General features: G+C 25.5%; 28 protein-coding genes. 9 read left to right on the forward strand and 19 right to left on the reverse strand.

What is annotated here, in order from left to right; all coding sequences use genetic code 11:
• Positions 1-12: 12 nt before the first annotated feature.
• On the reverse strand, positions 13-585 hold the full coding sequence (locus ACYUE0_RS12660; protein WP_460270862.1) for a DUF5317 family protein: 573 nt from the start codon (positions 583-585) through the stop codon (positions 13-15).
• A gap of 355 nt (positions 586-940) precedes the next feature.
• Here ACYUE0_RS12660 and ACYUE0_RS12665 point away from each other — a divergent pair, with 355 nt between their 5' ends.
• Positions 941-1,474 carry a 50S ribosomal protein L25 gene (locus ACYUE0_RS12665; RefSeq protein ID WP_061995643.1) on the forward strand — a complete coding sequence of 178 codons (534 nt, stop codon included), beginning with the start codon at positions 941-943 and terminating at the stop codon, positions 1,472-1,474.
• A 37-nt stretch (positions 1,475-1,511) separates the two neighbouring features.
• Here ACYUE0_RS12665 and ACYUE0_RS12670 read toward each other — a convergent pair whose 3' ends face one another.
• Positions 1,512-3,176, reverse strand: a complete 1,665-nt coding sequence (locus ACYUE0_RS12670; RefSeq protein ID WP_460270864.1) for a ribonuclease J — start codon at positions 3,174-3,176, stop codon at positions 1,512-1,514.
• A gap of 186 nt (positions 3,177-3,362) precedes the next feature.
• Positions 3,363-4,730 carry an MATE family efflux transporter gene (locus tag ACYUE0_RS12675; RefSeq protein ID WP_460270865.1) on the reverse strand — a complete coding sequence of 456 codons (1,368 nt, stop codon included), beginning with the start codon at positions 4,728-4,730 and terminating at the stop codon, positions 3,363-3,365.
• Positions 4,731-5,017: 287 nt separating this feature from the next.
• On the opposite strand from ACYUE0_RS12675, the gene ACYUE0_RS12680 reads away from it, so the two are divergent.
• The gene (locus ACYUE0_RS12680) at positions 5,018-5,257 is read left to right on the forward strand and encodes a hypothetical protein (RefSeq protein WP_460270866.1); all 240 of its coding nucleotides are present in this window, start codon (positions 5,018-5,020) and stop codon (positions 5,255-5,257) included.
• Between the two features lie 215 nt (positions 5,258-5,472).
• Here the strand turns inward: ACYUE0_RS12680 and mscL are convergent, their stop codons facing one another.
• Positions 5,473-5,877, reverse strand: a complete 405-nt coding sequence (gene mscL, locus ACYUE0_RS12685; RefSeq protein ID WP_460270867.1) for a large-conductance mechanosensitive channel protein MscL — start codon at positions 5,875-5,877, stop codon at positions 5,473-5,475.
• A 260-nt stretch (positions 5,878-6,137) separates the two neighbouring features.
• On the opposite strand from mscL, the gene ACYUE0_RS12690 reads away from it, so the two are divergent.
• The 4 genes from ACYUE0_RS12690 (at position 6,138) to ACYUE0_RS12705 (ending at position 10,615) form a co-directional block, all read left to right on the forward strand.
• Positions 6,138-6,791 carry a PspA/IM30 family protein gene (locus ACYUE0_RS12690; protein ID WP_460270868.1) on the forward strand — a complete coding sequence of 218 codons (654 nt, stop codon included), beginning with the start codon at positions 6,138-6,140 and terminating at the stop codon, positions 6,789-6,791.
• 299 nt (positions 6,792-7,090) lie between these two features.
• Positions 7,091-7,753 (forward strand): hypothetical protein, encoded by a 663-nt coding sequence (locus tag ACYUE0_RS12695; RefSeq protein WP_460270869.1) that lies wholly within the window; start codon positions 7,091-7,093, stop codon positions 7,751-7,753.
• Positions 7,746-8,513: a hypothetical protein gene (locus ACYUE0_RS12700; protein ID WP_460270871.1), complete on the forward strand. Its 768-nt coding sequence runs from the start codon at positions 7,746-7,748 to the stop codon at positions 8,511-8,513. Before ACYUE0_RS12695 ends, ACYUE0_RS12700 begins: the two co-directional genes overlap by 8 nt.
• 551 nt (positions 8,514-9,064) lie before the next feature.
• Positions 9,065-10,615, forward strand: coding sequence for a nitrite/sulfite reductase (locus ACYUE0_RS12705; RefSeq protein ID WP_460270873.1), 1,551 nt, complete (start codon positions 9,065-9,067; stop codon positions 10,613-10,615).
• Between the two features lie 36 nt (positions 10,616-10,651).
• Here the strand turns inward: ACYUE0_RS12705 and ACYUE0_RS12710 are convergent, their stop codons facing one another.
• The gene (locus ACYUE0_RS12710) at positions 10,652-12,091 is read right to left on the reverse strand and encodes a PH domain-containing protein (RefSeq protein WP_460270874.1); all 1,440 of its coding nucleotides are present in this window, start codon (positions 12,089-12,091) and stop codon (positions 10,652-10,654) included.
• Positions 12,084-12,575 carry a PH domain-containing protein gene (locus ACYUE0_RS12715; protein WP_061995633.1) on the reverse strand — a complete coding sequence of 164 codons (492 nt, stop codon included), beginning with the start codon at positions 12,573-12,575 and terminating at the stop codon, positions 12,084-12,086. The genes ACYUE0_RS12710 and ACYUE0_RS12715 overlap by 8 nt, the downstream gene beginning before the upstream one ends.
• A gap of 313 nt (positions 12,576-12,888) precedes the next feature.
• On the opposite strand from ACYUE0_RS12715, the gene ACYUE0_RS12720 reads away from it, so the two are divergent.
• The gene (locus ACYUE0_RS12720) at positions 12,889-13,518 is read left to right on the forward strand and encodes a hypothetical protein (protein ID WP_061995632.1); all 630 of its coding nucleotides are present in this window, start codon (positions 12,889-12,891) and stop codon (positions 13,516-13,518) included.
• 100 nt (positions 13,519-13,618) lie between these two features.
• Here the strand turns inward: ACYUE0_RS12720 and ACYUE0_RS12725 are convergent, their stop codons facing one another.
• From ACYUE0_RS12725 to ACYUE0_RS12740, 4 genes are all read right to left on the reverse strand, one after another.
• Positions 13,619-14,992, reverse strand: a complete 1,374-nt coding sequence (locus tag ACYUE0_RS12725; protein WP_199869411.1) for an MATE family efflux transporter — start codon at positions 14,990-14,992, stop codon at positions 13,619-13,621.
• 43 nt (positions 14,993-15,035) lie between these two features.
• Entirely contained in the window at positions 15,036-15,467 is a 432-nt protein-coding gene (locus tag ACYUE0_RS12730; protein ID WP_061995630.1) for a MarR family winged helix-turn-helix transcriptional regulator, read from the reverse strand.
• A gap of 96 nt (positions 15,468-15,563) precedes the next feature.
• A complete protein-coding gene (locus ACYUE0_RS12735; protein ID WP_061995629.1) occupies positions 15,564-16,235 on the reverse strand; it encodes a nitrite/sulfite reductase domain-containing protein in 672 nt (223 codons plus the stop codon).
• 185 nt (positions 16,236-16,420) lie between these two features.
• Positions 16,421-17,026: a peptidylprolyl isomerase gene (locus ACYUE0_RS12740; RefSeq protein ID WP_460270875.1), complete on the reverse strand. Its 606-nt coding sequence runs from the start codon at positions 17,024-17,026 to the stop codon at positions 16,421-16,423.
• Positions 17,027-17,349: 323 nt separating this feature from the next.
• Between ACYUE0_RS12740 and ACYUE0_RS12745 the strand changes: the two genes are divergently transcribed.
• Entirely contained in the window at positions 17,350-17,832 is a 483-nt protein-coding gene (locus tag ACYUE0_RS12745; protein WP_082761207.1) for a CarD family transcriptional regulator, read from the forward strand.
• 191 nt (positions 17,833-18,023) lie between these two features.
• Here ACYUE0_RS12745 and ACYUE0_RS12750 read toward each other — a convergent pair whose 3' ends face one another.
• The 3 genes from ACYUE0_RS12750 to ACYUE0_RS12760 are packed head-to-tail and all read right to left on the reverse strand — an operon-like array spanning position 18,024 to position 19,578.
• Positions 18,024-18,482 (reverse strand): GNAT family N-acetyltransferase, encoded by a 459-nt coding sequence (locus tag ACYUE0_RS12750; RefSeq protein WP_061995627.1) that lies wholly within the window; start codon positions 18,480-18,482, stop codon positions 18,024-18,026.
• A 49-nt stretch (positions 18,483-18,531) separates the two neighbouring features.
• A complete protein-coding gene (locus ACYUE0_RS12755; protein WP_061995626.1) occupies positions 18,532-18,960 on the reverse strand; it encodes a bis(5'-nucleosyl)-tetraphosphatase in 429 nt (142 codons plus the stop codon).
• 24 nt (positions 18,961-18,984) lie between these two features.
• The gene (locus ACYUE0_RS12760; RefSeq protein ID WP_460270876.1) at positions 18,985-19,578 is read right to left on the reverse strand and encodes a hypothetical protein; all 594 of its coding nucleotides are present in this window, start codon (positions 19,576-19,578) and stop codon (positions 18,985-18,987) included.
• 686 nt (positions 19,579-20,264) lie between these two features.
• Between ACYUE0_RS12760 and ACYUE0_RS12765 the strand changes: the two genes are divergently transcribed.
• Positions 20,265-20,936, forward strand: coding sequence for a helix-turn-helix domain-containing protein (locus ACYUE0_RS12765; RefSeq protein WP_460270877.1), 672 nt, complete (start codon positions 20,265-20,267; stop codon positions 20,934-20,936).
• Between the two features lie 78 nt (positions 20,937-21,014).
• On the opposite strand, the gene ACYUE0_RS12770 is transcribed toward ACYUE0_RS12765, so the two are convergent.
• From ACYUE0_RS12770 to ACYUE0_RS12795, 6 genes are all read right to left on the reverse strand, one after another.
• The gene (locus ACYUE0_RS12770) at positions 21,015-21,371 is read right to left on the reverse strand and encodes a carboxymuconolactone decarboxylase family protein (protein ID WP_460270878.1); all 357 of its coding nucleotides are present in this window, start codon (positions 21,369-21,371) and stop codon (positions 21,015-21,017) included.
• A 159-nt stretch (positions 21,372-21,530) separates the two neighbouring features.
• Complete coding sequence (locus tag ACYUE0_RS12775) at positions 21,531-22,115, reverse strand: GNAT family N-acetyltransferase (protein ID WP_460270880.1); 585 nt, start codon at positions 22,113-22,115, stop codon at positions 21,531-21,533.
• A 257-nt stretch (positions 22,116-22,372) separates the two neighbouring features.
• Complete coding sequence (locus ACYUE0_RS12780) at positions 22,373-22,759, reverse strand: hypothetical protein (RefSeq protein WP_061995622.1); 387 nt, start codon at positions 22,757-22,759, stop codon at positions 22,373-22,375.
• A gap of 80 nt (positions 22,760-22,839) precedes the next feature.
• Positions 22,840-23,667, reverse strand: coding sequence for a DUF169 domain-containing protein (locus ACYUE0_RS12785; protein ID WP_460270881.1), 828 nt, complete (start codon positions 23,665-23,667; stop codon positions 22,840-22,842).
• 93 nt (positions 23,668-23,760) lie between these two features.
• Positions 23,761-24,330, reverse strand: a complete 570-nt coding sequence (locus ACYUE0_RS12790; RefSeq protein WP_460270882.1) for a GNAT family N-acetyltransferase — start codon at positions 24,328-24,330, stop codon at positions 23,761-23,763.
• A 111-nt stretch (positions 24,331-24,441) separates the two neighbouring features.
• Entirely contained in the window at positions 24,442-25,281 is an 840-nt protein-coding gene (locus tag ACYUE0_RS12795) for a class I SAM-dependent methyltransferase (protein WP_460270883.1), read from the reverse strand.
• Positions 25,282-25,690 lie beyond the last annotated feature (409 nt).

Genomic DNA, 25,690 nt, shown 5'->3' on the forward strand with positions numbered 1-25,690 from the left:
ATTATATTTATTTTATATTACTTTTAATGAACTATTTTCGTCTTGTTCTTGTTTTTTACTTTCCAACTTAATAGAAGTGTAAATTATAATAAATACATAAGCACGAATTAATATATCTCCTATGCTTAAAACACTGTATCCTAAATCAAAGATATCTGTTAAAAAAATCACACTACTATTTTCATCACCTAATATATGTATATCTTTAACTATATTAAAAGCTTCCTTTGTAGCATACCCAGTTTTATATGATAAAGTTGGAAACACAGGCATCTTACCATTATTTTTTAATATAGCTATTTTATTCAAAAAACTACCTATAAAGATAAATACAGACCCTATAATAGCTTGTACATATTCTTTATATTTTAAAATTAAAAATATATAGGACATTAAATAAATTGTCTTTATATTTTTAAAATAAATTATAGTATGATAATTTCCACGAAAAATATTAATTTGTAATATAAAACAAATTATTTCTAAGAATATCGGAGGATATATCTGCCAAGTTTTAAATATAGGCTTTATTTTATACCCTTTTATTTTTCCAATTAAAAAAGCTAAAAAAATAGTTTCTATCATAAATTCTCCCTAATAAAATAATTCTATAGCGTTTCATGTATTATAATAACATATTTTTTTTACTATTTGCAAATATATTTTACAAATTATTGTTTATTTTAACATTTTTTATAATATTTATTAACAAAATGTAAACATTTACTATATTCCCTTTATTTTATTTTTTTTCCAGTTAAAATAGAGTTAATACTATAACCTAAAAGGAGAGTGATGCATATGTGGAGGGGTACTTACAATTTCTTAAGCAGATTTAAGGCCTCCTAATATGTGAAGTATTATCTTAAATTGCTTTAGAATTTAATTTTATAAGTAATAATGACAAAAAAAATAATTTTACAGTTAAGGAGTTTAAGATATGAATATAGTTGATATAAAAGAAAGAAATGCAAATGAAAAAGGTAAAAAAGTAAGAGCACATGGAGAAGTTCCTGGAATAATATTTGGGAAATGTTTAGAAACAAATATACCAGTTAAAATTGACAATTCTACATTAATTAAATTACTTAGATCAAATTCTGAAGGTTCAATAATAAAACTTAATCTTAATGGAACTTCAAAACTTTGTGTCGTTAAGAAAGTTGATAAAGATGCAGTGTCAGGAAAAATATTGCACGTTGAGTTCCAACAAGTTGTTGAAAAAGAGATAATTAAATTAAAACTTTCAGTAAGTCTTAAAGGTCATGAAAACCTTGCCTTAAAGAGATTAGTTGTAGAAAACTTCTTAAATGAAGTTGAACTTCAAGGTGAAGTTGAAAAGATACCTGAATTTATAGAGTTATATGTTGGCGATAAAGAATATAACGATAAAATTTATGTAAAAGATATACCTCTTCCTGAAGGTGTTAAATTTATAACTGAACCAGAAACTTTACTAGCTATAGTTAACTAAAACTTGAGACTGTATAAAATACAGTCTCTTTATTTTTTTAAATTTCCATTATAATAGGTAAAATTGTAGGTCTTCTTTTAGTCTTTTCGTATATTAGTGTCTCAACTGCTCTTTTCATATTAGATTTTAAAAGATACCACTCAATTATTTGATTTTCTAGTGCATATTCTAATTCTTTCTTAGCAACCTCTTTTACTTTACCTATTAACTCTTCTGACTCTTTTACATAAACAAATCCACGAGTTATGACATCTGGACCTGAAATTAGTGTATAACTTTCTCTTTCTATTGCAACAACAATAGTCACCATTCCCTCTTGTGCTAAATGTCTTCTGTCTCTAAGCACTATATTTCCTACATCACCTACACCAAGACCATCCACTAGTATATTCCCTGTTTTAACTTTTCCACATAATTTTGCATTATCTTTTGTTGCTTCGAAGACACTACCATTTTCCAATATAAATATTTTATTTTCTTCCATACCTAAGCTTTCTGCTAAATCTTTATGGTGTTTTAAATGTCTATATTCTCCATGTATTGGTATGAAATATTTAGGCTGTACTAATCTATGCATCAATTTTAATTCTTCCCTAAAAGCATGACCTGATACGTGTACTTCTTCTAAAGCCTCGTATATTACATCTGCCCCTTTTTTAAATAACTGATTAATAACCCTTGATATTAATTTTTCATTACCTGGAATTGGTGATGCAGATATAATAAATAAATCCTTTGGTTCTACTTTGATTTTTTTATGAGTAGAAAAAGCTATTCGTGCCAATCCTGCCATTGGTTCTCCTTGACTTCCTGTAGTTACTATAGTAACTTTATCATTATCCATTCCAGCAATTTCATCAACTTCTATAACAAAATCATCTGGTATGTGTAAATATCCTAACTCCCTTGCAACTTCTGATATACTCTCCATACTTCTTCCACTAAAAGCAACTTTTCGTCCATGTTTGATAGATGAGTTTATTATTTGTTGCATTCTATGAATATTAGACGCAAATGTAGCTACAATTACACGGCCATCAGCTTTAGAAAATATTTTATTTAAAGTTTCTCCAATGGATTTTTCTGATATAGTATGGCCACCTCTCTCTGCATTAGTACTATCGGCCATTAAAAGCAATACACCTTCTTTTCCTATCTCAGATATTCTTTGTAAATCCATAAATAATCCATCAATTGGTGTGTAATCTATTTTGAAATCACCAGTATGAAGTATTGTTCCAAGTGGAGTATGAATTGCTATGGCACAAGAATCTGCAATACTATGAGTTGTTCTTATAAATTCTATTGCTAAATTTTCAAGTTTTATAATATTACCAGGAGCAACTACATTTAATTTATATTCAAACTTTAAATTACTGTCTTTTAGCTTTTTTTCAATTATTCCTAAAGTTAATTTACTACCATATACAGGTACATTTATTTGTTTTAATATATAAGGTAGTGAACCTATATGATCTTCATGACCATGGGTTATAAAAATTCCCTTTACCTTTTCTTTATTGTTAAGTAAATAAGTAACATCTGGTATTATTAAATCTACACCATACATTTCTTCATCTGGAAATGCTGCTCCACAATCTATAACTATAATTTCTTCTTTATATTCTATAGCTGTAATATTTTTTCCTATTTCCCCTAAACCACCTAGTGGAATAACTTTTAATTTTTCTTCAATTGACACTAAAAACCCTCCTTATCTGTAATGTTTAAAATTATTATTCCTATATAGGTATAAATTAATTCTAAAACAAAAAAATAACCTAAATAAATATAAAAAAGCTATACAGAAGTAAGTTATAAAATTACATTCTTGTACAGCCTCTTTACATCTATAATTTTCTAAGTTATATCTTAAGCAATTAAATAGTTAATTAAGTTGATTTTCCATTTTAGTCAATGTTTTTTTATAAAATATAGTAAAACAAGTTACTGTAGTAATTGCTGCAATTATATCTGCAACTGGCTCTGCAAGTAATACTCCTTGAAGTTTATTTTCCATAAAAATAGGAATTATAAATGTTAACGGTATAAGAAGTACTATTTTTCTTAACAATGCAAGAAATAGCGATGTTTTAGCTTGTCCTAATGCTAAGAAAGTTTGTTGACATGCTATTTGAGCTCCTATTGCAAAAATTCCACCAAAGAATATTTTTATACTCCAAGAAGTTATAGCTAAAAGTTCTGGTTTGTTATTAAATATACTTACAAAAATCTCCGGAAACACCATAAGCGATATCCATACAACTACAGCATAAATTATCGAAGATTTCAATAACAGTTTAAAAGTCTCTTTAACTCTATCAATATTCTTTGCTCCAAAATTATAACTTATTATTGGTTGTGCACCTTGAGTAAGCCCTGTAAGTGGTAGCGTTACTATTTGACTAATACTACTCATTATAGTCATAGCTCCTACTGCTAAATCACCACCATATACCTGAAGTTTATTATTCAATGTAATTAAAACTAAGCTTTCAGTGGATTGCATTATAAATGGTGCAACTCCTAACGTTATAATCGGAAAAATGATTTTTAAATTTGGAACCATATATTTTTTTCTTATTTTTAAAATACTTTTTTTCCCAAACAAAAAGAATATAACCCATAATGCTGAAACAAATTGAGCAGTAACTGTAGCTATTGCTGCCCCTTTAACACCCATATCAAATACAAATATAAAAATCGGATCTAATAATATGTTTATAGCAGCACCAATAAGTACAGTCATCATTCCTATTTTTGCAAAACCTTGAGTATTTATAAAAGGATTCATCCCTAATGATATTTGAACAAATATTGTACCTATTAAATATATAATTAAATACTCCTTTGCAAACCCTATAGTTGCATTACTCGCACCAAAAGCCCATAATATTGGCTCATTAAAAATTAAAAATGTAACAGTTAAAATTAATGATATTATTATAAGCATTGAAAAACTATTGCTAAGTATTTTTTCTGCACTATCATTATCTTTTTCACCCATTTTTATAGCAGCAAGTGGTGCCCCACCCATTCCGATTAAAGCTGCAAAAGCAGATATTATCATAATTATAGGAAAAGCAATACCAACACCCGCCATAGCTATATCTCCATTTTCTATTCTTCCTATAAAAATTCTATCCACTATGTTATATAGTACATTTACTATTTGAGCTATGATAGCTGGAGTAGCTAATTTAAATAATAAGTTTCCTATATTACCTTTGCTTAAATCTGTATTATTTGACTCCATAAATAGTTCCTTCTTTCTTAAATTTATTTTTTATGAATCATGATTCACCTTTTATTAATCTTTTAAAATTATACTACAAATCTAATAATATATAAAGAGCATAATATTTTATAAAAATCAAGAATTGGTAACATTAGTTACGGATTTTCGTGAAAATATTTTATATAATAAAATAAATGAGTTAAAATATACTTTCTAACTTAATATATTCAAGTTATTAAACTATAAAAATTACATGAATAAAATAATGTTTTAATTTAAAGTTTACATTTTAGGAGGATTTAAATATGAGTTGTGGATGTACCGGATTAGAAAAAGACGGAAAAGCTATAGTAGATTTAGTAAGAAGTAAAGAAAAAGGGACTTTAAGAATGAGGGTTGAACATGAAATACAATGTTCTTGCGGTAATACATTTATAATGACTACACATGTGGATAAATGTCCACACTGCAATATGACTTATGGTGTTACACCTTGTAGTTCTATGAATAAAGAAAATATACTTGCAGCTGGAATTAATTATTAGTTTAAATATAAAAATTATAAAAAAAGATAAAGTCAAACTATACTGACTTTATCTTTTTTAAATCTAATTATTTTTAAACATGTATTTAGAATTTAGAATTAATAATTTACTGCTAGTTAATAAATCACCTTAAATTTGCCCTAGGCAGTTAAATATTATAACTATCACTAACTATAATATTTTTATGGGAACAACTTGTGAAACTTTAATTTATTTTATTTATTTTTTAAAAGATCCCTTATTTCTTTTAAGATTTCTAACTCTTCATTTATTTTCATTTCTTTCAATTCTTCTTTTTCATATTTTTTCTTAAACTTATTTATAAATTTTATAACTATAAATATAGATAATGCTATAATTAAAAAATCTACCACGTTTTGCAAAAACATTCCTAAATTCAGTGTTATTGCTGGCTTATTTTGTGTTTCCTTAACAATTTCAATAGCAAAGTGTGAGAAATTAATTCCTCCTGTAAAAAATCCTACAATTGGCATTATTATATCATTTACCATAGATGTAACTATTTTACTAAATGCTCCTCCAATTACTACACCTATAGCTAAATCTATTACATTACCCTTTACTGCAAATTCTTTAAATTCTTTAATTAATTTTTTCAAAACCACACCACCTTTTAGCTTTAATAATAATAGTTTATCCAAAGAACTTGTAATTATAATTTTGAATATCCCCTTATTTCAATGTCATATTAAGATAATTTTATTATAACTTCGACAAATATATTTTGATCTTTACTGTTAATTTATTGAATTTATTGGTTTTTTTTAATATTTTATGTATAATATAATAAAACATATTAAATTTAAAAAATAAATTAGTTTTTTATAATACTAATTTATTTTAAAAGGAGTAATTAAACATGGGAGTTTTTACAAGATTATCAAATATACTTAGCGGTAAAGCAAATAAAGTTCTAGACGGATTAGAAAATCCTATTGAACAAATAGATATAGCTATACGAAATAGACAAACTGCTGTAGATAATGCTAAAAGAGAAAGTGCATCTTTTATAGGTTCTATCAATGAAAAAAGAAGAGAGGTAAATGAACTTAAAAGTACAATTTCTCAATATGAGGAAGGTATTAAAAAAGCCTTATCTAACAATGATGAAGAAAAAGCAACTAAATTCTTAGTTAAGAAAAAAGATTTAGATAAAAAGCTTGAAAACTTAAATATTACTATAGAAAAAATCTCTACTAGTGCTAATTTAGTTAAAGAAAATATAAAAAAGCTTGAAAATGAAGTTGAAGAATTAAAATCAAAAAAATCAGAGCTTGCTGCAAGATATTCTACTGCTGAAGCTCAGGCTAAAGTTAATGAAATTTTAACTAATGTAAATAAAGATTCTAACATTTCCATAGATGACATTGAAAGAAAAATACAAGAAAAAGAGAATTATGCTAATGGTCTAGAATCATTCAAAAAAGAAAATCCGGAAGATGAGTTAAAGTCCTATTTAAATGAAAATTTAAATTCACAGGACTTAAAATCTGAATTAGACAAATATAGATAACTATAGTGAAATAAGCTCCTCTAAAATGTAATAATGTAATAATGTAATGTTGAATTTAACGTACTTTGGAGCATACATCACTATTGGATCTATACAAGTTTTGAAATTAGCAATTTTAAATTAAACTTTGAAACCTATATAGGTAAGCAAGCTCTCATTTAAATTTAATAATTTAAAAATATTTTATACAAAATTGAATATTAATTTATATGATTATGAGCTTGTTTTACTTTTTTATCTATTCAACCTTTAAAATTAGATTTTAACCTTATACTTTAATAAACAAGGAAGTGAAGCACTTGAATAAAATAAAAGAATTTACAAATAGCGAAAGAAATTACTATAAAGATTTATATACTGAATTAATATTATCTATAGATAATATTAGCGAATTGCTAGATGAAGATGATTATAATAGTAGATTTTTTATAAAGAAAGTTCATATAATAAAAGATTATTTGGATAAGTTAGATGATGCAGATTATAAAGCTGATAAAAAAGACTTTTTTGATTTTTTAAAAAGTGATGAAAAATATAAAATTGAAGTTTTAGATTATAAATCTACTATAATTAACGATTTGAAAAAATTAGAACTTTGTAGAAAGTGTAAATGTTTAAAATGCGTATCCAGCTGTTCTTTTAAAAAATGTTTAAATTGCCTTCCCTCTTACTATGTTCATAACTGCAATAAGACGGATAACTGTATAACTAAGGGGCTAAATACTATTACTTTATATTCTAACGATGAAGAAAGAGATGTAAACTTTGAACCTCTAGGACTGTTAGAAGAGTTAAAAGAAAATAAATATTATATATACTTAGTAGAAAACAATAATAGAAATAATCAACATATATTAGAATATGTAAAATATCTAAATGGTGAAGTAGAGTACTTACCTATTACTAAAGAAGATTTAGATGAAATATATGATTCTTTTGTTAAGCTAAATTGTTATGAATAATAAATTAGCTCGATTTTTAGCTGTAATTTTCTTATCTATTTTTGTTTTCACTGGATTTTTTAGTAATGATGCCGTTGTTTTTGCTAAATCTAGTAGTCATTCAAAATCAAAAACTACATCTGTAAGTAAATCTAAAAGTAGTTCCAAGGTTAGTTCTGGTAGCTTTTCTAAGTCTAGTACCTCCACAAGCAAATCCTCAACTAAACCTAAAAGTAATGTTACTAAAAATAAGCCTACAACTAATTCAAAAGTAAAGTCTGGTAGTTTTTCTAAGTCTGATAGTTCAAAATCTTCAACTAAGCCTAAGAGCGATGTAACTAAAAGTAAATCTACCACTAATTCAAAAACAAGTTCCGGTAGCTTTTCTAAACCTAAAACAGATACCAAATCAAAATCTACTACTGATAAATCTAAAAGTAGTGTGTCTACAGATAAAACTGTAAATGATTCAAAAATTAATTCTGGAAATTTTTCTAATCAAAAATCTAATAGTTCAAAATCTAAAAATGACATAACTACAAATGAATCAAAAGTAAAGTCTGGTAGTTTTACTACTCCTAAAGGTAATAGTAGTGAAACAAATAAAACCACTACAAACTCTAAAAGTTCTACATATAAGCAAAGCACTTCAAAAGTAAGTAGTAGTTCTAGATGGTTACATTTTAATAACTCATCATTTAGAATATCGTCATATTTAATTGTGGTAGTTATATTTATAATTGTAGCTTTAATATTTTATTATAAATTTAGAATAAAATAATTTTTAAAGGCAGCTTTTAAAGCTGCTTTTTCTATTTTTATAACTTTAATATTATATATGAAATAGCACCACCTCTTTAAATTATTTTTATTCTTCATTAAATTTAAAATTATTCTGAAAATATTCCACTATTTTATTTATATAACTTTTTAAATACATAATCTTAAGATAATATATTTATTATATAAAATTATTCATTATATTTATATCATTAATTTTTTTAATGATTTTCATTTAAAACTTTCATATATTGTATATTTAAACCTTATGTTGTATATTTGCAATATAAGGTTTAAGGGGTTTATTGCAATTTTATCAGTTTATAAGAATTGCATACTCAAAAGTAGGTTACATTATAGAATGTGTAAATATATTTAAAGCTAAACTTTTTACTACAGGAGCAGATTTAAGCTATAGCTTTCATCCCTATAAAATGCTTAAAGTCTAATTATATGTTTAAAAATGATTATTGTATAAGAAAACGTATAAACTTAATTTTTATAGTTTATTAATGTTTTAATTTTAAAATAAAAGGATATAAGGTGATATTAATGAGTGAGTTAAAAAAACTATTTTTAAGTGAAATTCCTGAGTTTAGAAAAACCGGTTTAAAATTTATTAACAAAGAGCTTTCAAGAGGAGATTTCAAAGGTATTTCTGGAGGTTTCGGAGTGTATTCTCACAGAGATGGTGAACATTTCATGATAAGACTTAGAATTCCTTCTGGAGTAGCTTCATTAGAAAATCTTAAAGACATTTATAAAATTGCAAAAGAATATAATTTAGATAAAGTTCATTTAACAACTCGTCAAGCAATTCAACTTCATGGTCTTTCAATTGAAGATGTCTGTTCTGTTATGAAAGAAAGCATAAATAAAGGAATATATACTAGAGGTGGTGGTGGAAACTTTCCTAGAAACGTTGCTATGTCTCCCCTTTCTGGTGTAGATAAAAATGAAGCCTTTGATGTTACACCATATGCTTTAGCTGTTAATGAACACTTCATTAACAAAATCACAACATATAAACTGCCTAGGAAATTAAAAGTATCTTTTTCTAGTAGTAACAATGATGAAGGCCATTGCACAATTCAAGATCTTGGCTTTTTAGCTTGCACTAAAGATTCTAAAAACTACTTTAGAGTATATTTAGGTGGTGGGCTTGGAAGAAATGGTAAAGTAGCTATAGAGCTAGATGAACTAATAGAACCTAAAGATGTGCTGTATCATGTAGAAGCTATGACTAATTTTTTTGTAGCTGAAGGAAATTATGAAAATAAAAGTAAGGCCCGCATTAGATATATAGTTGAAAAACTTGGAGTAGATGGTTTTATAAAAGAATATAAAAAACATCTTGCATTTGCAATAGAAAATTATGATTTAGATTTAAATATTACACCTCTAAATTATAATAAAAAAGGTATAAATACAAGCTTAAAAAATTCAAGACTTATACATCAAAAACAACAAGGGTTATATAGTGTTTACTTCCATCCTATTGGTGGTCAATTATCTATGGATAATTTCAAAGTAATACTAGATGAACTTGAAAAAATAGAAAAACCAATGATTAGACTTTCTATGACAGAAGGATTATATTTTATAAACTTAAATGGAAAAGAATCTGAAAGAATCTTAAAAGTTACTAAAAATCTAGGTGGAGAAAATAAGCTTGAACAATCTGTATCTTGCATAGGTGTACCAATATGTCAAATGGGAGTTGCAGAGAGTCAAAATACTCTTAATGCAATAATAGACTATTTTAAGAAAAATAATCTTGAAGATGATATACTTCCAAGTATTCACATTTCTGGTTGTCCTAATTCTTGTGGTGTTCACCAAGTTGGAGAAATTGGATTAACTGGTAAAATGAAAAAAGTTAATAATATTTCTACTAAATGTTTCGAGCTTCATATTGGTGGTGCTTTTGGATATGGGAAAGCATGTCTTGGAGAAATTTATGGTGATATCACTGAAGATAGTGTTCCAAAAATGCTATACAAACTTGCACTTGAAATAAAAAATAAAAACATAACTTTTGACGAACTTATAAATAACAATACACAAACTTTAAAAGATATTATTAATGAATATATTGTTTAAATAACATAAAAGGTGGATATATATCCACCTTTTATGTTATATTATTAAATTTTCTTCTAAGGTTATCATTAATTTTTTATCTAAATGTCTAACTGTTACCACTTCTCCAAAATTATTTGTACAAATATCTACGTTCAAATCGCAAACCCCTGAATATCTTTGAAATAAATTTTCACTTTTTGTTATAGATTGTACACTTTTTTGTTTTATTAAGTGAGTAATTTTGGTTCTTGATCCACTAGACATAACTATAACATTTTCATCTAAACCTATTGATGTATTTTTATAGTTTAAGTAGCCTAATATTATTTGCCATAAAGCTAATATAACAACAACTCCTATTTTTACTTTATAGTTAATTTTAGGAATAAAATAACAAATGGTAGAAGTGATTATAATCGTTATTAACAACCTTTTTATTATGAACCTTCTAATCTCCCTTTTCTTTGGCTTTTTAAAATCTCCTTCAAATTCTAAATCATCAAAGATATTTTTTATTATTCTATCCTTTTGATTTTTATTAGCTATAGGAAAGATCATAGCAATTTTATCTTCCATATCACCGTATCCAACTATTATTCCTTCAATAGTATAAAGTCCCGCAAATTGTTGAATAAAGTTTTGCTTTAGTTTTAATCCTTGTATTTTATTATGTGATAATGAGTACTTTTTCTTTGTAAAAAATCCATATTCTATGTTTACTTTTTTATTCTTTTTATAAAGCTTAAAATCATTATATTTTATAATCTCTAACAATGTAGCTACTAAAGCCACTATAATATATATAAAAACTGTTAACAGTAAGCTTAACATTATTATAATAATTATAGATTTTCCACTTATTGTACCCTGCATTCCAAGAAAAATTTTATGAGCACTATCACCAACAGAGTTTACTATTTTTTCACTTATAAAATCTGTAAATTGTGAAAGAAAAACATATAAACCGAAAACCCATCCTAATTTGTTTTTAGTTAAACCATAAATAAAAATGTCTTTTTTTGTAGCTTTTATAACATTATCATCATTATCTTTTATTTTAATGCTCTCAACTTTATTTTCTAAAAGTGCATCTTTATATTTGTTTGCAAGATTGGTTTTTATTGTTACTTTTAATTCAGATTTCCCCTCACCAACAGCTCCACTATCAACTTTTAAAGTAGAAACATTAAGTATTCTATTTATAATATTTTGCTGTGTATCTACAGTAGTTATTTTAGAAAGTGGAATTTCTTGTTTTGAAAGAGTAATTACGCCAGTCTTTAAGACTAACATATTATCTTTTATATAAAATACAGTTCGTCTCCATTTAATAATAGAATATATAACCATTAAAGCAGTAATTATAACTCCGTAATACCATTTTAACTTAACAAAGACTATTGCAACAAAGACTATCGATTCATAAATAATTTTAAATAGTTGAGATAAAATTACAACCCAATGATTTCTATTAGGTTTTTCTAAATTACTCATTTTCTTCCACCTTTTGTTTTACCTTACTTTTTAAATATTCACTTATTTCTTCTGCCTTTGCCATTTCTATGTTAGGGATTTTATGACTACCTCCAGCAGTTACTATAGATATATCACCTAAATTAAATAACTTATTTATAGGTCCCTGTGTAACTGTTATATGTTGTATTCTTAAAATTGGTATTACAGTTCTTTTTAAAATAAAAATCCCTTCTGTAAAATCAACCTTATCTTCAGTTATTATGTATTTCCATTGATTATATTCTATAATAGGATATAAAAAAGTGTTTAATAATAAAAATACCATAACTATTCCTATAACTATGTTTATAGTAGTATTATAATTAATTAACCACTTCCAATTAAACTGTTTTTTTAAAAACCACTGTCCACCGTATAAAATAACTCCAAATATAATAGTTGTTATTAACCTTGCTATAAGCCACGATTTTTTTGAGTTAATATTGAGCTTATTATATTCCATAACTTCCTCTCCCCCTAATTATTATATTATTTTAATATATTGTAGCATCTTTTATATTACAAATTTTCATTTTATACTTAAAAAGGTTTTTTTTATACTTAAAATTAATATTTATTAAGTTTAAAAGCTAATTTTTATATACACTCTTTAAAAATTATAAAATTAAGGTATAATTTATTATAGGAGAAAGAGGCCTTAGTAAATTTAACTACGGTATATTTTAATAAATATATAAAATATACAAAAGGTAAATCCTAGCTACCTTTTTAATAATAAAATTTAACAGTTATTTTTATAATGCCTTAATATTATTATGAAAAAATCAATTAAAATTTTAATAGTTATTATATCATTATTTTTTTCCTTAGCCGCCTTATATTATTTCGGTTTTTATCCAAATACTACACTTAAATCTATGGATTCTACTATAGAGTTTAATGAGAAAGACTTTGTAGATAAATTTTTACCAAAAGATTTTAAATTAAATCTTAGTGAGCTTTCTTTAAAATCTCATACAACATTAAATGAGGAGGAACTTACAGATTTATGCATTTTAGCTGCAAAAAAAGACTCTAATTTAAATAACTATCTAGATGGTTTAAAGATTGAAATAGATGGTGATTCATTAATTTTAAATGCAAATGTTAAATATAATAAAATTCCTTTTAGAACAAAGTTTGTATTTAAACCTTATGCAGAAAATAATACAATTCTACTTAAATACCAAAAAGGCTCTATAGGTTTTATTCCTGTTTCAAGTGAAAAAATTTTTTCAGCTATAGAAGATACTGATTTTATTCAAGTAGATAAAGCCAATGATAATATAATTCTAAATTTCTCGGCTATTAAATATTTAGATATAAAAGATTTATCTGTAGCTGATAATAGTATTACTATAGATTTTGAAGCTACACTTAAATTTTGGGACTTAATAAAAAAATAACTATTCATAACTAAAGACTTTAAAAAGCTGTCTTCAAAATAGAACCTTATTCCTATTTTAAGACAGCTTTTTTTCTATTTATTATTCATTTTACCTAAACCTATCTATAAGCTTTTTGAATATCCAATTCTTTTTTTTCTTTAAGATTTCTCATTGCCTTAAAGAATATAGTTCCTGTTATAATTGCAGCTACCAAATCTGATACTGCACCAGACATCCAAACTCCTAATAATTCAAATCTCATTGGAAGTATTATCATACATGGTATTAATATTATAACTTGTCTTAACAAACTTAAGAACATAGAAATTTTCGCTTTACCAATTGATTGAAAAAAGTTTGAACTCACTATTTGGAATCCTAATATAGGGAACATCATAAGATAAACTCTTAAGCCTCTAACACCTATATTTATTAAATCTGGATCACTATTAAACATTGATATAAGTACATTTGGAATTAATTGAACTGCTAAAAATCCTGTAACTGTTAAAACAGTTGCTGCAGAAACTGCATATTTTACAGTTTCTTTTACTCTTTTATATTTCTTAGCTCCATAATTGAATCCTATAATAGGCTGTGAGCCTTGATTTATACCAAACACAGGCATTAAAAAAATCATAGATATACTTGATATTATACCCATTGCCCCAATTGCATTATCCCCACCATATTTTCTTAGGGAATTATTTGCTATTACTTGTACTACACTTTGAGCAATCTGCATACTAAAAGGACTAATTCCAATTGCAAAAATACTTAAAACTATTGTTTTATCCAATTTTAAATATTTTTTTCTTATTTTTAATACACTTTTACCTTTTATAAAATAATATAATACCCATATAGTTGTTACAATTTGTGATATAACAGTTGCTATAGCACCACCTCTAACTCCCATATTAAAAGTGAATATAAATATAGGATCTAAAACTATATTGGTAATTGCCCCTATTAGCATAGAACACATAGCAATTTTAGGATTACCATCACTTCTTATGGAATGATTTAATCCAAAACTTAACATATTAAATATTGTACCTATAAATATAACTTCTATGTACTCCCTAGCAAAAACTAAAGTTTGTTCACTAGCTCCAAATATTGCTAATAGCTTATCCATAAACAATAGTCCAAAAATGGTAATTAAAATACTTATTATAATTAACAATGTAAATGCATTACTTAAATGTTTTTCAGCACTTTCTTTATCATTTTGTCCAAGTTTTAAAGAAATCTTTGCCGAAGTTCCTATACCAACAAGCATACCAAAGGCAAGCATTATAGTCATTATAGGCATAGTAATTGATACACCAGTAATAGCTAAATTTCCTACCTCTGGTATATGCCCTATATACATCCTATCTATTATGTTGTATAGAGTGTTAACAACCATGCCTATTATGGCAGGTACCGAAAACTCTAAAAGTAATTTAAATACTTTTTCTTCACCTAATTTATTTTGATGATTCATAAAATTCCTCCTTTATTTTTATTAGTATTCAATAACACAACTACTAAATTAAATTGCTAATAGATATTTTTTTTAGTAATTTTAAAAGTGTATTTTCTTCTTCTTCAGTTAAAATTTCTTTAAGTTTCTTTTTCCATTCATCTAAAACTTCAAAAAATTTTGGTTCTATATCTAAAGCCTTTTCTGTAAGTATCACATTATATGCTCTTTTATCTTCTTTTCTTTTATCTCTTATTACATACCCGTTATCTTCTAACTTCTTTATAGCTCTGGTAGTTGTAGCCTTGTCTACTTTTAGCATTTCAGTAAGTTCTTCCTGTGTTGCTCCCCTATACTTATAAAGATGTAATAAAAATAAATATTGTCCTGCACCTATATTTAATTTATTAAATCGTTTACTAAGATAACTGTTTTGAACCCTGTACAGTTCAGATATATATTTTCCTAAAGATTCACATTTATTTTTTCCTTTCATAAATACCTCTCTTTTTAAATTTAAATAACAAAAATAGTTGCGTTAGCAACTATTTTAACATCAATGAATTTCCATTGCAACCATTTTATTTTAAAATTATATAAATTTCTCTAAGGATAATTTAGCTTTAACCACTTCTAATCCAACCCTATCTATATAGTCACCTAATCTCTCTTTTCCTGTAGCATATTCATCATATACTTTTATTATTTCTTCTACTAATTCAAATAACCTTTCTTCACTTACATTCATACAAAGCTTATCACCAAGCCTTGGTTTAACTCCACCTTTTCCTCCAACATAAACAGACCATCCTTTAGGTCCACCTATAAGTCCTATATCTCTTGTATGACTGTCTGCACAACTATTTGGACAACCACTAACTCCTATTTTTAGTTTATTAGGTAAGTTTCTACCATGATATGCTTCATCCAATTTAGCACCTACACCTACTGAATCTTGAAGTCCCCTTTTACAAAATGTTGTTCCAGGACATATTTTAACGCTTCTCACACATAATCCTATAGCTGCACCTGGATTCATATTTAAATCTTCCCATGCATTATCTATATCCTCTTCTTTTAAGCCAACTATTGCTATACGTTGAGCACCTGTAACCTTTATTGCCGATGCATTGTATTTATCTGCAACATCTGCAAGCTTTCTAAGTTGTTCTGATGTAACAAGCCCACCTGTTAAATGAGGTGCTATTGCATAAGTTTCTTTATCTCTTTGAAGCACAGCTCCTTTTTCTAGTAAATCTTTCATAAAAAATCCTCCTTAAATACTACCTTTATAATTTATAATTTTTCTAAGATATGTATATTATATTATTTTTTATAAACAATATCCATTACTTTTTAAAAATAATTATTTATTAATATTAAGTTTTAATATTTTAAATGTTTCAACATTTTCCAAAAGTGTTGTTATATGCAATAAATATTATAATTTTAAACAAGTTTAATTCCACTTTTTCTACGCTGATTAATTATTTCATAATTTTTCTTAATCATTTCTTCTTTTGTAAATCCTGGCAACTTTTCTGGCATATCATACTCTTTTCCAAATGTATTTATTGTTATTTTTTCAATATATACTTTTTCTATAGCCCTATGAAAAAATACAACCTTCTCACATTGAACATTACTTATTCTTTCAACTTCATCCATTCCATCTATAACTCTTCCAAAAGCAGTAAACTTTCCATCTAATTGAGGACTATTTATTATAGTAATAAAAAACTCACTACATTCAGTATTAAATTCGAATCTTCCAAGTCCTAAAGTTCCTCTTATAAATTTCAAATCATTATTAACTCCATTTTCTCTACATTCACTTTTAATACTATATCCTAAAGTTCCAGTACCATCATTATCCGGACAACCACTTTGAATAAGTACTCCTTTTTCTACCCTCCAAAAAAACAAGCCATCAAAGAACCCCTTTTCTGTTAACATAATAAAGTTTTTTACTGCTTCTGGTGCCTTATCTGGATATAGCTCTATTTTTATATTTTTTCCACTTTTTATTTTTATATTTACTAAAGGTCTTTCCATCATAATTCCTCCTAAAAATATATAGTAATTATATCTTAGATATTACACCAAATAGACTATTTATTCTTCTTTCCATATTATATAGTTTTTCTATAATACATAAATAATTTATCAAAATTTCAAATATAACAAATCACTTTTTAACCTTAATATATATATTTTTTTTGTTATAGAAAAACAGAGAAAAAATTTTTACTATTTTTCCTAAAAAGTTATTGACATTGTCATTTTAGCTGTGATATCATTATAAATTTGACTATTTTACTAATTGTGTTATAATTATATTAAGAAATTAATTTAAATTTGTAGGAGGTGCCTTTAATTTGTTTAAAATTGGTGATAAAGTTGTTTACCCAATGCAGGGGCCAGGTGTTATAGAAAATATAGAAGAAAAAGAGTTTAATGGTGAAAAACAGCAATACTATATAATAAAAATATTAAATAATAACATGAAACTTATGATTCCTGCTAAAAAAATAGTTGATTCTAACTTACGTTTATTATGTGAGCCTGAGGATTTAGAAAAAACATTATTAAGAGCTCAAAATGGCGAGTTAGACTTTGAGGAAAATCTTAATTCAAAAGAAAGATATAATACAAATATGAAGAAAATCAAATCTGGTTCCTTCGAAAAAGGAATAGAGGTAATTTCTACTTTAGTTACTGCTAACAGCGAAAAACCTCTTAACTCAAGCGAAAAACAATTACTTACAAATGCTAAAAAACTTATAATTGAAGAAATAGTTTTAAGCAAAAACATAAGTGAAAAAGAAGCAGCTTCTTTTTTGAAATCAATAATCAGTTAAAAATTTAAAATAACCTTAAAATAAAACATATTTGTAAAACTAATTTATTTTGACATATTTATAGACATACATATAAAAAATCATTTTATTCTTATATGCATATCATTAAATTTTATTACCAATATGTTTATTTTTATACCATTTAAAGGGTATGCACAATTTTGCACGCCCTTATTTTTTGTTTTTTTGAATTACAAGTTAGTTGTATTTAAATTCCATAACATTTCTATATGGGGAATATTATCCTCTAAATAAACTTCTGAAACAGGTTCAAATCCTAAACTTTTGTAGAACTCTATTAAATATTCTTGAGCAGAAATTCTAATTTTATCTTCTTTAAGAATATTTTTAATAAAATCTATAGCCTCTAACATATTTTTTCTCCCTAAACCACCTTTTCTATGCTTAGGACTAACCACCACTCTTCCTATAGATACTTCATCATAAGAAACGCCTTTATGCAATACTCTTACATATGAGCATACCTCTTTACCATCTTTTAGAAATATATGATATGATTTTTTATCCTTATCATCACAATCTTGATATGGACAATTTTGTTCAACAACAAATACCTGATTTCTTAATTTTAATATTTCATAAAGTTCTTCTAATTTTAATTCATCAAATTTTTTCACAATAAAATTCATATTTCACTTTAGTTCCTTTCATAATTTAATATTTTATCTAAATTACTTATTAATAAGTAATTATTTCTTTTCTAATTAAGTTGTTACTATAATCTAACATATTTTTAATACTTTCAAAAGTTAAAACATCAAGACAACTCTCTATAGTTCCCCACATATAATCTGCTATCTCTTCCTCTTGAATTTTTACATTATAACTTAATGCTTCTCCTATAAAAAATGTAACTTCCTTTATATTATCTTTTTTTATTGAATAACTATCCGTTATCTTTAAATTTTCATATAACTTAATATTACTTAATCCAGTTTCTTCCTTAATCTCTCTTAAAGCTGTGTCACGCTCTGTCTCTCCACTTTCCATATGACCTTTAGGAAATCCCCAATATCCTCTTCTTCCTATACTTTTTACTAATAAAAATTCTATTTTTTTATTATTTCGTCTAAAGAGAATTCCACCACAACTTCTTTCAACTTTCATAGATAACACCCCTTACATTTTCGCCTAATTATTTTCAAAATATTTTCTACACCTGTATACCCATATTTTTTTATGTTCTTCTTTTGAAACTATTCTGTTATTTAAATCATCTATAGTAAAGATTCCTTCATTTTCACACCATTTAATACAGGTTTTTAAAAAATCCATATTCACATCTTTTTCATTTTCCAGATAACCATAAACATAAGGAAATCCCTTCTTATATGCCGCAATAAGTCTTGAATATCCATCTATAGGAACAATTTTATCATTCATTAAAACACAGGTAATAATTATGTTTTCAGGAGCATTTATCCACCTTTCTACATTTTTTAATTTATCACGATCAACTGTAAGCTGTTCAACTTTTATATCTTTCATATATATCTTAAAAACTTTTATATTATTATTTATTAATTTAACCCAATTTTCTTTCTTAATAAAGCCTAAAGTATTTAAATCTTTTACAGTAATATTTCCATTATTCTCTTTATAAATATATTCTTTTAAATAAGGATCCCAGTAACTAATTTCTTCTATTAACCCTTTCAAAATCTCATCTTTAATCTTTTCATTAAATATACTTATATTAACTATTTGTGCAGTTTTAAACTTCAAAATATTATACTCTATAGGATTCCAAGTTGACTTTTAAAATTATCCATTCCAAAACTTGGATATGCAAAATAGTGAGACATGCTCTGAATCACTTGGAATTCAACACTATATTTTGTATAAAAATATTTTAAAGTTATTGAATAAATTTAAATCTGAGCTTGTTTCCCTATAATACACCTACAATATTTTCCTTATTCTTTGCTATAATTGCTGTATTATGGAAATAACTTTCTTCATACTTTAAATAACTAACTTCATCTTTATATGCTCTACAAATTTCCACATTATTCCCCCTCTAATATTAATATTAAGTCCTTAGATTATATATAATTAAAGTTATTTTATATTTTATCACAAAGTTTTAAAAATACTTTAAAATGTGAAAAAGTTAAAAAAATTTTAAAACAATATAATTAAGTAATATAAAACTATTTCCCTTTTATTTATATAATGAACTATAATTAAATCTTAACTAATATTTGATTGAATAATTATTTTAAGATTACATATCTAAGTATTTACTATCCAATTTTATAAATATTATATTAATATTTTAATTATTATTAATTTCTTTTATTTTAAAATATCAATATTTATGTTATAATTGAAAATGATTTTCATTTACCATTATATTATATGAGTTTTATTTATTTTTAATAGGTAAATTTAGAATTTTGGAGGTTTTTATGAACTTGGATTATTTAACATTACAAAAGGAAATATGTAATAAAATTAAATTTTTAGATTTTGACGGTGCAAAAAAGTACTATGAAAAGCTTTCTATTCTATTTCAAGAGATAAAGCTTTCTTATAATTTTGAAATTTGTTCTATAAAAAATCATCTTATTTCTTTTATAAATTATTTAAATATCAACTTATCATTAAACACAGATATAGAATATACCTTTCATACAACAGCTTTTGAACTTATTAAGGACTTAGACAAAATAAATAATAAAAGTGAACTTTTAAATTATGGAAATGTAGTTATAGATACCTTCAGTTTTGAGATTTCTCATTGTTGCATAAATTCCAATAAAACTGTATTAAAAAGCGCAGTAGAAATAATAAATGAAAACTTAAGTAAAAATCTCAATTTACAATTTGTATCAAATCAAATTCACGTAAGTAAAAACTATCTTTCATTTTGCTTTACTAAAGATATGGGTATCAAATTTACAGAATATATAAAAAAATTAAGAGTGTATAAGGCAAAACATTTACTAACTAATACAAACTACTCTATGCACTACATTGCTACCATCTGTGGTTTTAAAACACAAAGTTACTTTTCTTATGTATTTAAAGAAGTAACTGGATTATCTCCATTAAACTTTAAAAACACTTTTGCAAAATAACATATTCATTATAATTTATAAAAAAATAAAGAACTAGCATACTACTAGTTCTTTTTATATTACATTAATTTTTAATTTTTATTTAGCAAAATCCTTCTCAAATTCATCTAATGAATCCTTCAATAATGTAACAGTATATGCCATAGCTGGACCACCACCAAAAGCTACTGAAACCATAGCTGCTTCCAATATTTCTTCTCTTTTAGCTCCAGCTTCTAAAGCCTTATAAACATGAAAAACTATACAATATTCACAACGATTATAAGCTGCAATTGCAACGCTTATAAGCTCTTTACTTTTAGTTGATAATGCACCTTCTTTATATGTAGTGCCTAAAAGATTCATAAAACCTTTAACATGACTTAAATTAGTTTTTCCAAAATCATTTAGTCCTTGTTGAAAATCATTTAACATTTCCCTTGGATTTTTTTTCATTAAACTCTCCCCCTAATTAAATATAATAAAAAATTGAAACTTTCATCTAAGTAAACGATACCACTTTCTACATTATATGTCAATTTATATAAATATATATTATATTTTCCAATAAATATTTATTTATCATCATGTTTTTTCTATATTTAAAATAATATATTAAATTGTAAGCTCATACAAATTGCATTCATGTACCCTTTCAAATGTATCTTTTATTTCTTCCTTATTTGTACCTACATAATGTGCAAAACAACTACAAATAACCATATTTTCAACTTTTATTTGAACAAATTCATCACAATCTTTCCTATTCTTATAAACATGTAAATATGATTCTCTCCAATTAAATCCTCTTTTTTTATACCAATCATTTACCCATATATCGTCTCTTGTCCATGCCTGGAGGACTTTAATATCTTTTCCCTTCAATATATTAATTGTTTGGTTTAAAAGAGCAGTTGATATACCTTTGTTTCTGTATTCAGGTAATCCTGCTAAATGCCATATTACTGCACCTAACTCATTTGATTTATAACAAACTGCCCCTTTTTCTATTTCATACTCTGTGTCCATAAGTCCTACTATTTTATCGTCTATTTCTGCAACTAATTCAATTGAAGATTTTTTATAATGTTGTTTTTCTTTTAATACATCATCATAATAAGCAGTGTCTAAAAATGATAAACCCCTACACCTTACCCATTTTAAATTATCATCTTCTCTATAATTTCTTATTCTCACCATTATCATACCTTTCTCATTTTTTAGTTTTACAAAATATTTACTTTTGAAATATATAATTTAACACTTCATAAAAATTCTAATATACTTGTAGAAAAATTCATGGAAAAAGAACCTTATATAAAAACTCTCCTTACATGAATAAATATATAAAAATGTATTGATTTTGAAATATAGATACTTCTAATTTATTAAATTAAACTTTTTTAAAGGACTATTTTAAATAAAATAGTCCTTTAATTTTTTATACTTTATTCCAATTATTTTTCTTTTAATAATGTCACTTCTGTAAAACATATCCCAAATGAAGCTCCAAAGGCAATTGAAATTTCTTTCATTAAATTTATTCCTGATGGACTTATAAAATAATCAAAAACATAACCTAATACCCATAATATGCAAAATAATATACAAAATTTAAAAAATCTTATTTTTAAATCTTTTCTTTGCAACTTTCTTGAATTTAGAATTGTCATAATTGCATTGTACATAATAAATATAAAAGCTATTATTACATAACTAATTATAAAAGTTGTAGCTATTTTACTATCTATGTCATTATAAACTATAAATATTGCTCCAATAGTTCCACTTACAAATAACAAGTATATAATTTTTGCAAGTATTGTTTTTCTATCTTTTTTCACTCTCTTATACCTCCAATTTACAAAATAAATACAAAACTAATTTTGTTACAATCTTTATAGATTATACACTTAATATTCTTTTAATATTTATCTATTATTATAAAACCTGCATCTTTATTTTTATTTCCAAATCTCGTTACTATTTCTTCTTTTCTATACTTTAAATCTGTAGTGTTTATAGTAGCTATTATACCTTTTACTGTACTTTCAAATTGCTCATAAGGTATACCAATGGCCATTTCATCATCTTCCCATTTAGCTAAAAACCTAGTGCTTGGACATAATGTAGAAATATTCATCTTTCCAGTAAGATATGGTTCAACGGTAATTTCAGCACAAATACCTTGCATAGCTGCTAGAGTGGCTGTTATTCTTTCTCCTGTATGATATACATACCCTTGTTGAATTCTCATCGCTTCATAAGGGTTCACAATAAATATTATTATATCAGGCGCAACAATAAAGTCTTTCAACGATGCTACTTCAATTCCATATGTACTTGCACCTGTTCTATATAATCCCATAACACCTTCTCTTACTCTTCTCGCTACTGCTGGAGTACTATATAAGTTATATGAAAAATACTCCATACCTGATTCTATACGTGGTGTTGAATCTTCAAGTCCTAATGCAGTAGTTCCACCATCACAATTTAAATGTTGCAATCTAGCTTTAAAACTTTTTCCACGGGTAGCTTTTTCAACTATACAACAATATGACAATGGACCTGAAGGTTCATCTTTCTCACAATTATTATAATCTTCTTCTGTAAAATAAAATTTTACCCCAACAGGTTTTCTTTTTAAATTTAAAGCACATTGTAAATCCTCACAGTATTCCTTTAATTTTTCATTATCAAATGGGTCTTGAGGAAGCCCATATGAAATTAATTTATGCTTAAATGGCATAATACCCCCTCCTAAATATCTGATCTAAAAACAAATTAAATTTTTAACACATACAATCTATATAATCGCTACAAGATAAGTTTTTCTTTAATATTACTTATCTTTCTCTAACCAATCATATTTTAATATTGCATATACAGCTAAATCATAAAATTCCTTATTTTTACGTATTTTTGCTTGTCTTAAAGTTCCTTCATACTTCATTCCACTTTTAATCATTACTTTTCCTGAACCTATATTTTTAGTATCGTGTTTTGCTACAATCCTATTAAAATTAACCACTTTAAACAAATAATCAATTACTGCTGTTAATGCTTCAGTGGCTATCCCCTTTTTCCAATAACTTTTAGCTATACAATAACCTATTTCACAACAGCAATGTTCTTCTTCTAGTTTACCTATAGAAATACCACCAATAACTTTTCCTGTTTCTTTTAATTCTATAGCCCAATTATAACTGTTACTATATTTATATTCCTTAACCCATTGGTCTATAATTACCTTAGTATCATTTACACTATTATGTGGTTCCCATGTTAAAAATTTTGTAACTTCACTATCACTTGCCCAGTTTTTAAACATATCCTTTACATCATAAGCTTTAAATTTTCTTAATAATAATCTTTCTGTTTTTATATTCTTTGTGCCCTTATGCTTCAACATAAATTATGTTTAGTGAGAAAATGCATGATACTTATATACCCCCACTAAAAGCTCACTTCCTTTCTTAGTGTATATTTTATAGAACTTACTTTTGATAATAAATTATTAAGGCTATTCTTTTTTTCCATATGCATATATCACTTTCATATTAAAGCATATACCCTTTTCAGTCTTAAATTTTTCCAGTGTCTTATTTACAGCTAATTTAAAACTTTCAAACTTTTCATCACCTAATTTTTCTATACTTTCTAAAATACCTCTTAATGCATTATTCCACATTTCACTCCACCATTGATTTTCATCTAAATATATTACCTCATTATCTTCTTCATACACTTTAATATCTTTTAAATTTAGACTTTTCAGAAAACTTTTTACTCCATACACAGTATTTAATACTGTATCATCTTCTTTTTTATCTTTAACTTTATTACCTTTATTGCTATGAATAAATAAATACTCATTTATTATATCTGTTAACCAATTTTGACTTTCTTGTACCCCCCATAAACTCAAAGCTAATTGTCCCTTAAATTTTAACACTTTTAGAATCTTATTTAGCTCTTTATCCTCATTCAATATATATCCTATACTAAATCCTGATACTACATTATTAAAATATTCATTTTTGAACTCTAAATCCTCCCCATCCATTTGAAATACTTTTATATTATTTATGTTTTCTTTTATAATTTGTTTTTTAGTTTCATTTACCATAACCTTTGAGATATCTATACCTATAACCTGTCCCTTTTCCCCTACTCTTTGAGCTGCTGGAAACAATGATGCTCCACGACCTATACCTATATCTAGAACAAAATCCCCTGCATTCATATCTGATAACTCTATAAGTCTTTCTCCAAACCTCTTCCAATAATTAGGCCCTATCTCACTAAAATTCACTCCAACCTTATCCCAAAGATTTATTAATTCCCTTTTATCTTTAATCATATTCTCCCCCCAAAATATTAGTTATTTTATATAATACAATATTTTTCTTATTGTCCGTCACTATATATACTAGCTAACTTATTTAATATTTATTTAATGTCACTATTTATAATAATTATCAGTTTAATATTTAATTACTGTCACTAAAAATACGACTTAAATACATTAATTTTTAGTATGTAGTCAATTGAATTTACCAAAATTAATTTTTTTAAATAGTTTATGATAGCTTGTACAATTTTAAAGCTACTATAATATCAACTCTTTAATTTTTCCAAAAAAATCACTAAATTATTGAGGCTTCTTTTGCTATGAACTTTTTAAATATGTTTTTATATTTACTATTATGTCGGAGAAGCTCTATTCCATAATTAGTTAATGTGCATACTCTACTTGCAGTTATCCCCCC

Source organism: Clostridium sp. CTA-19, assembly GCF_054767855.1.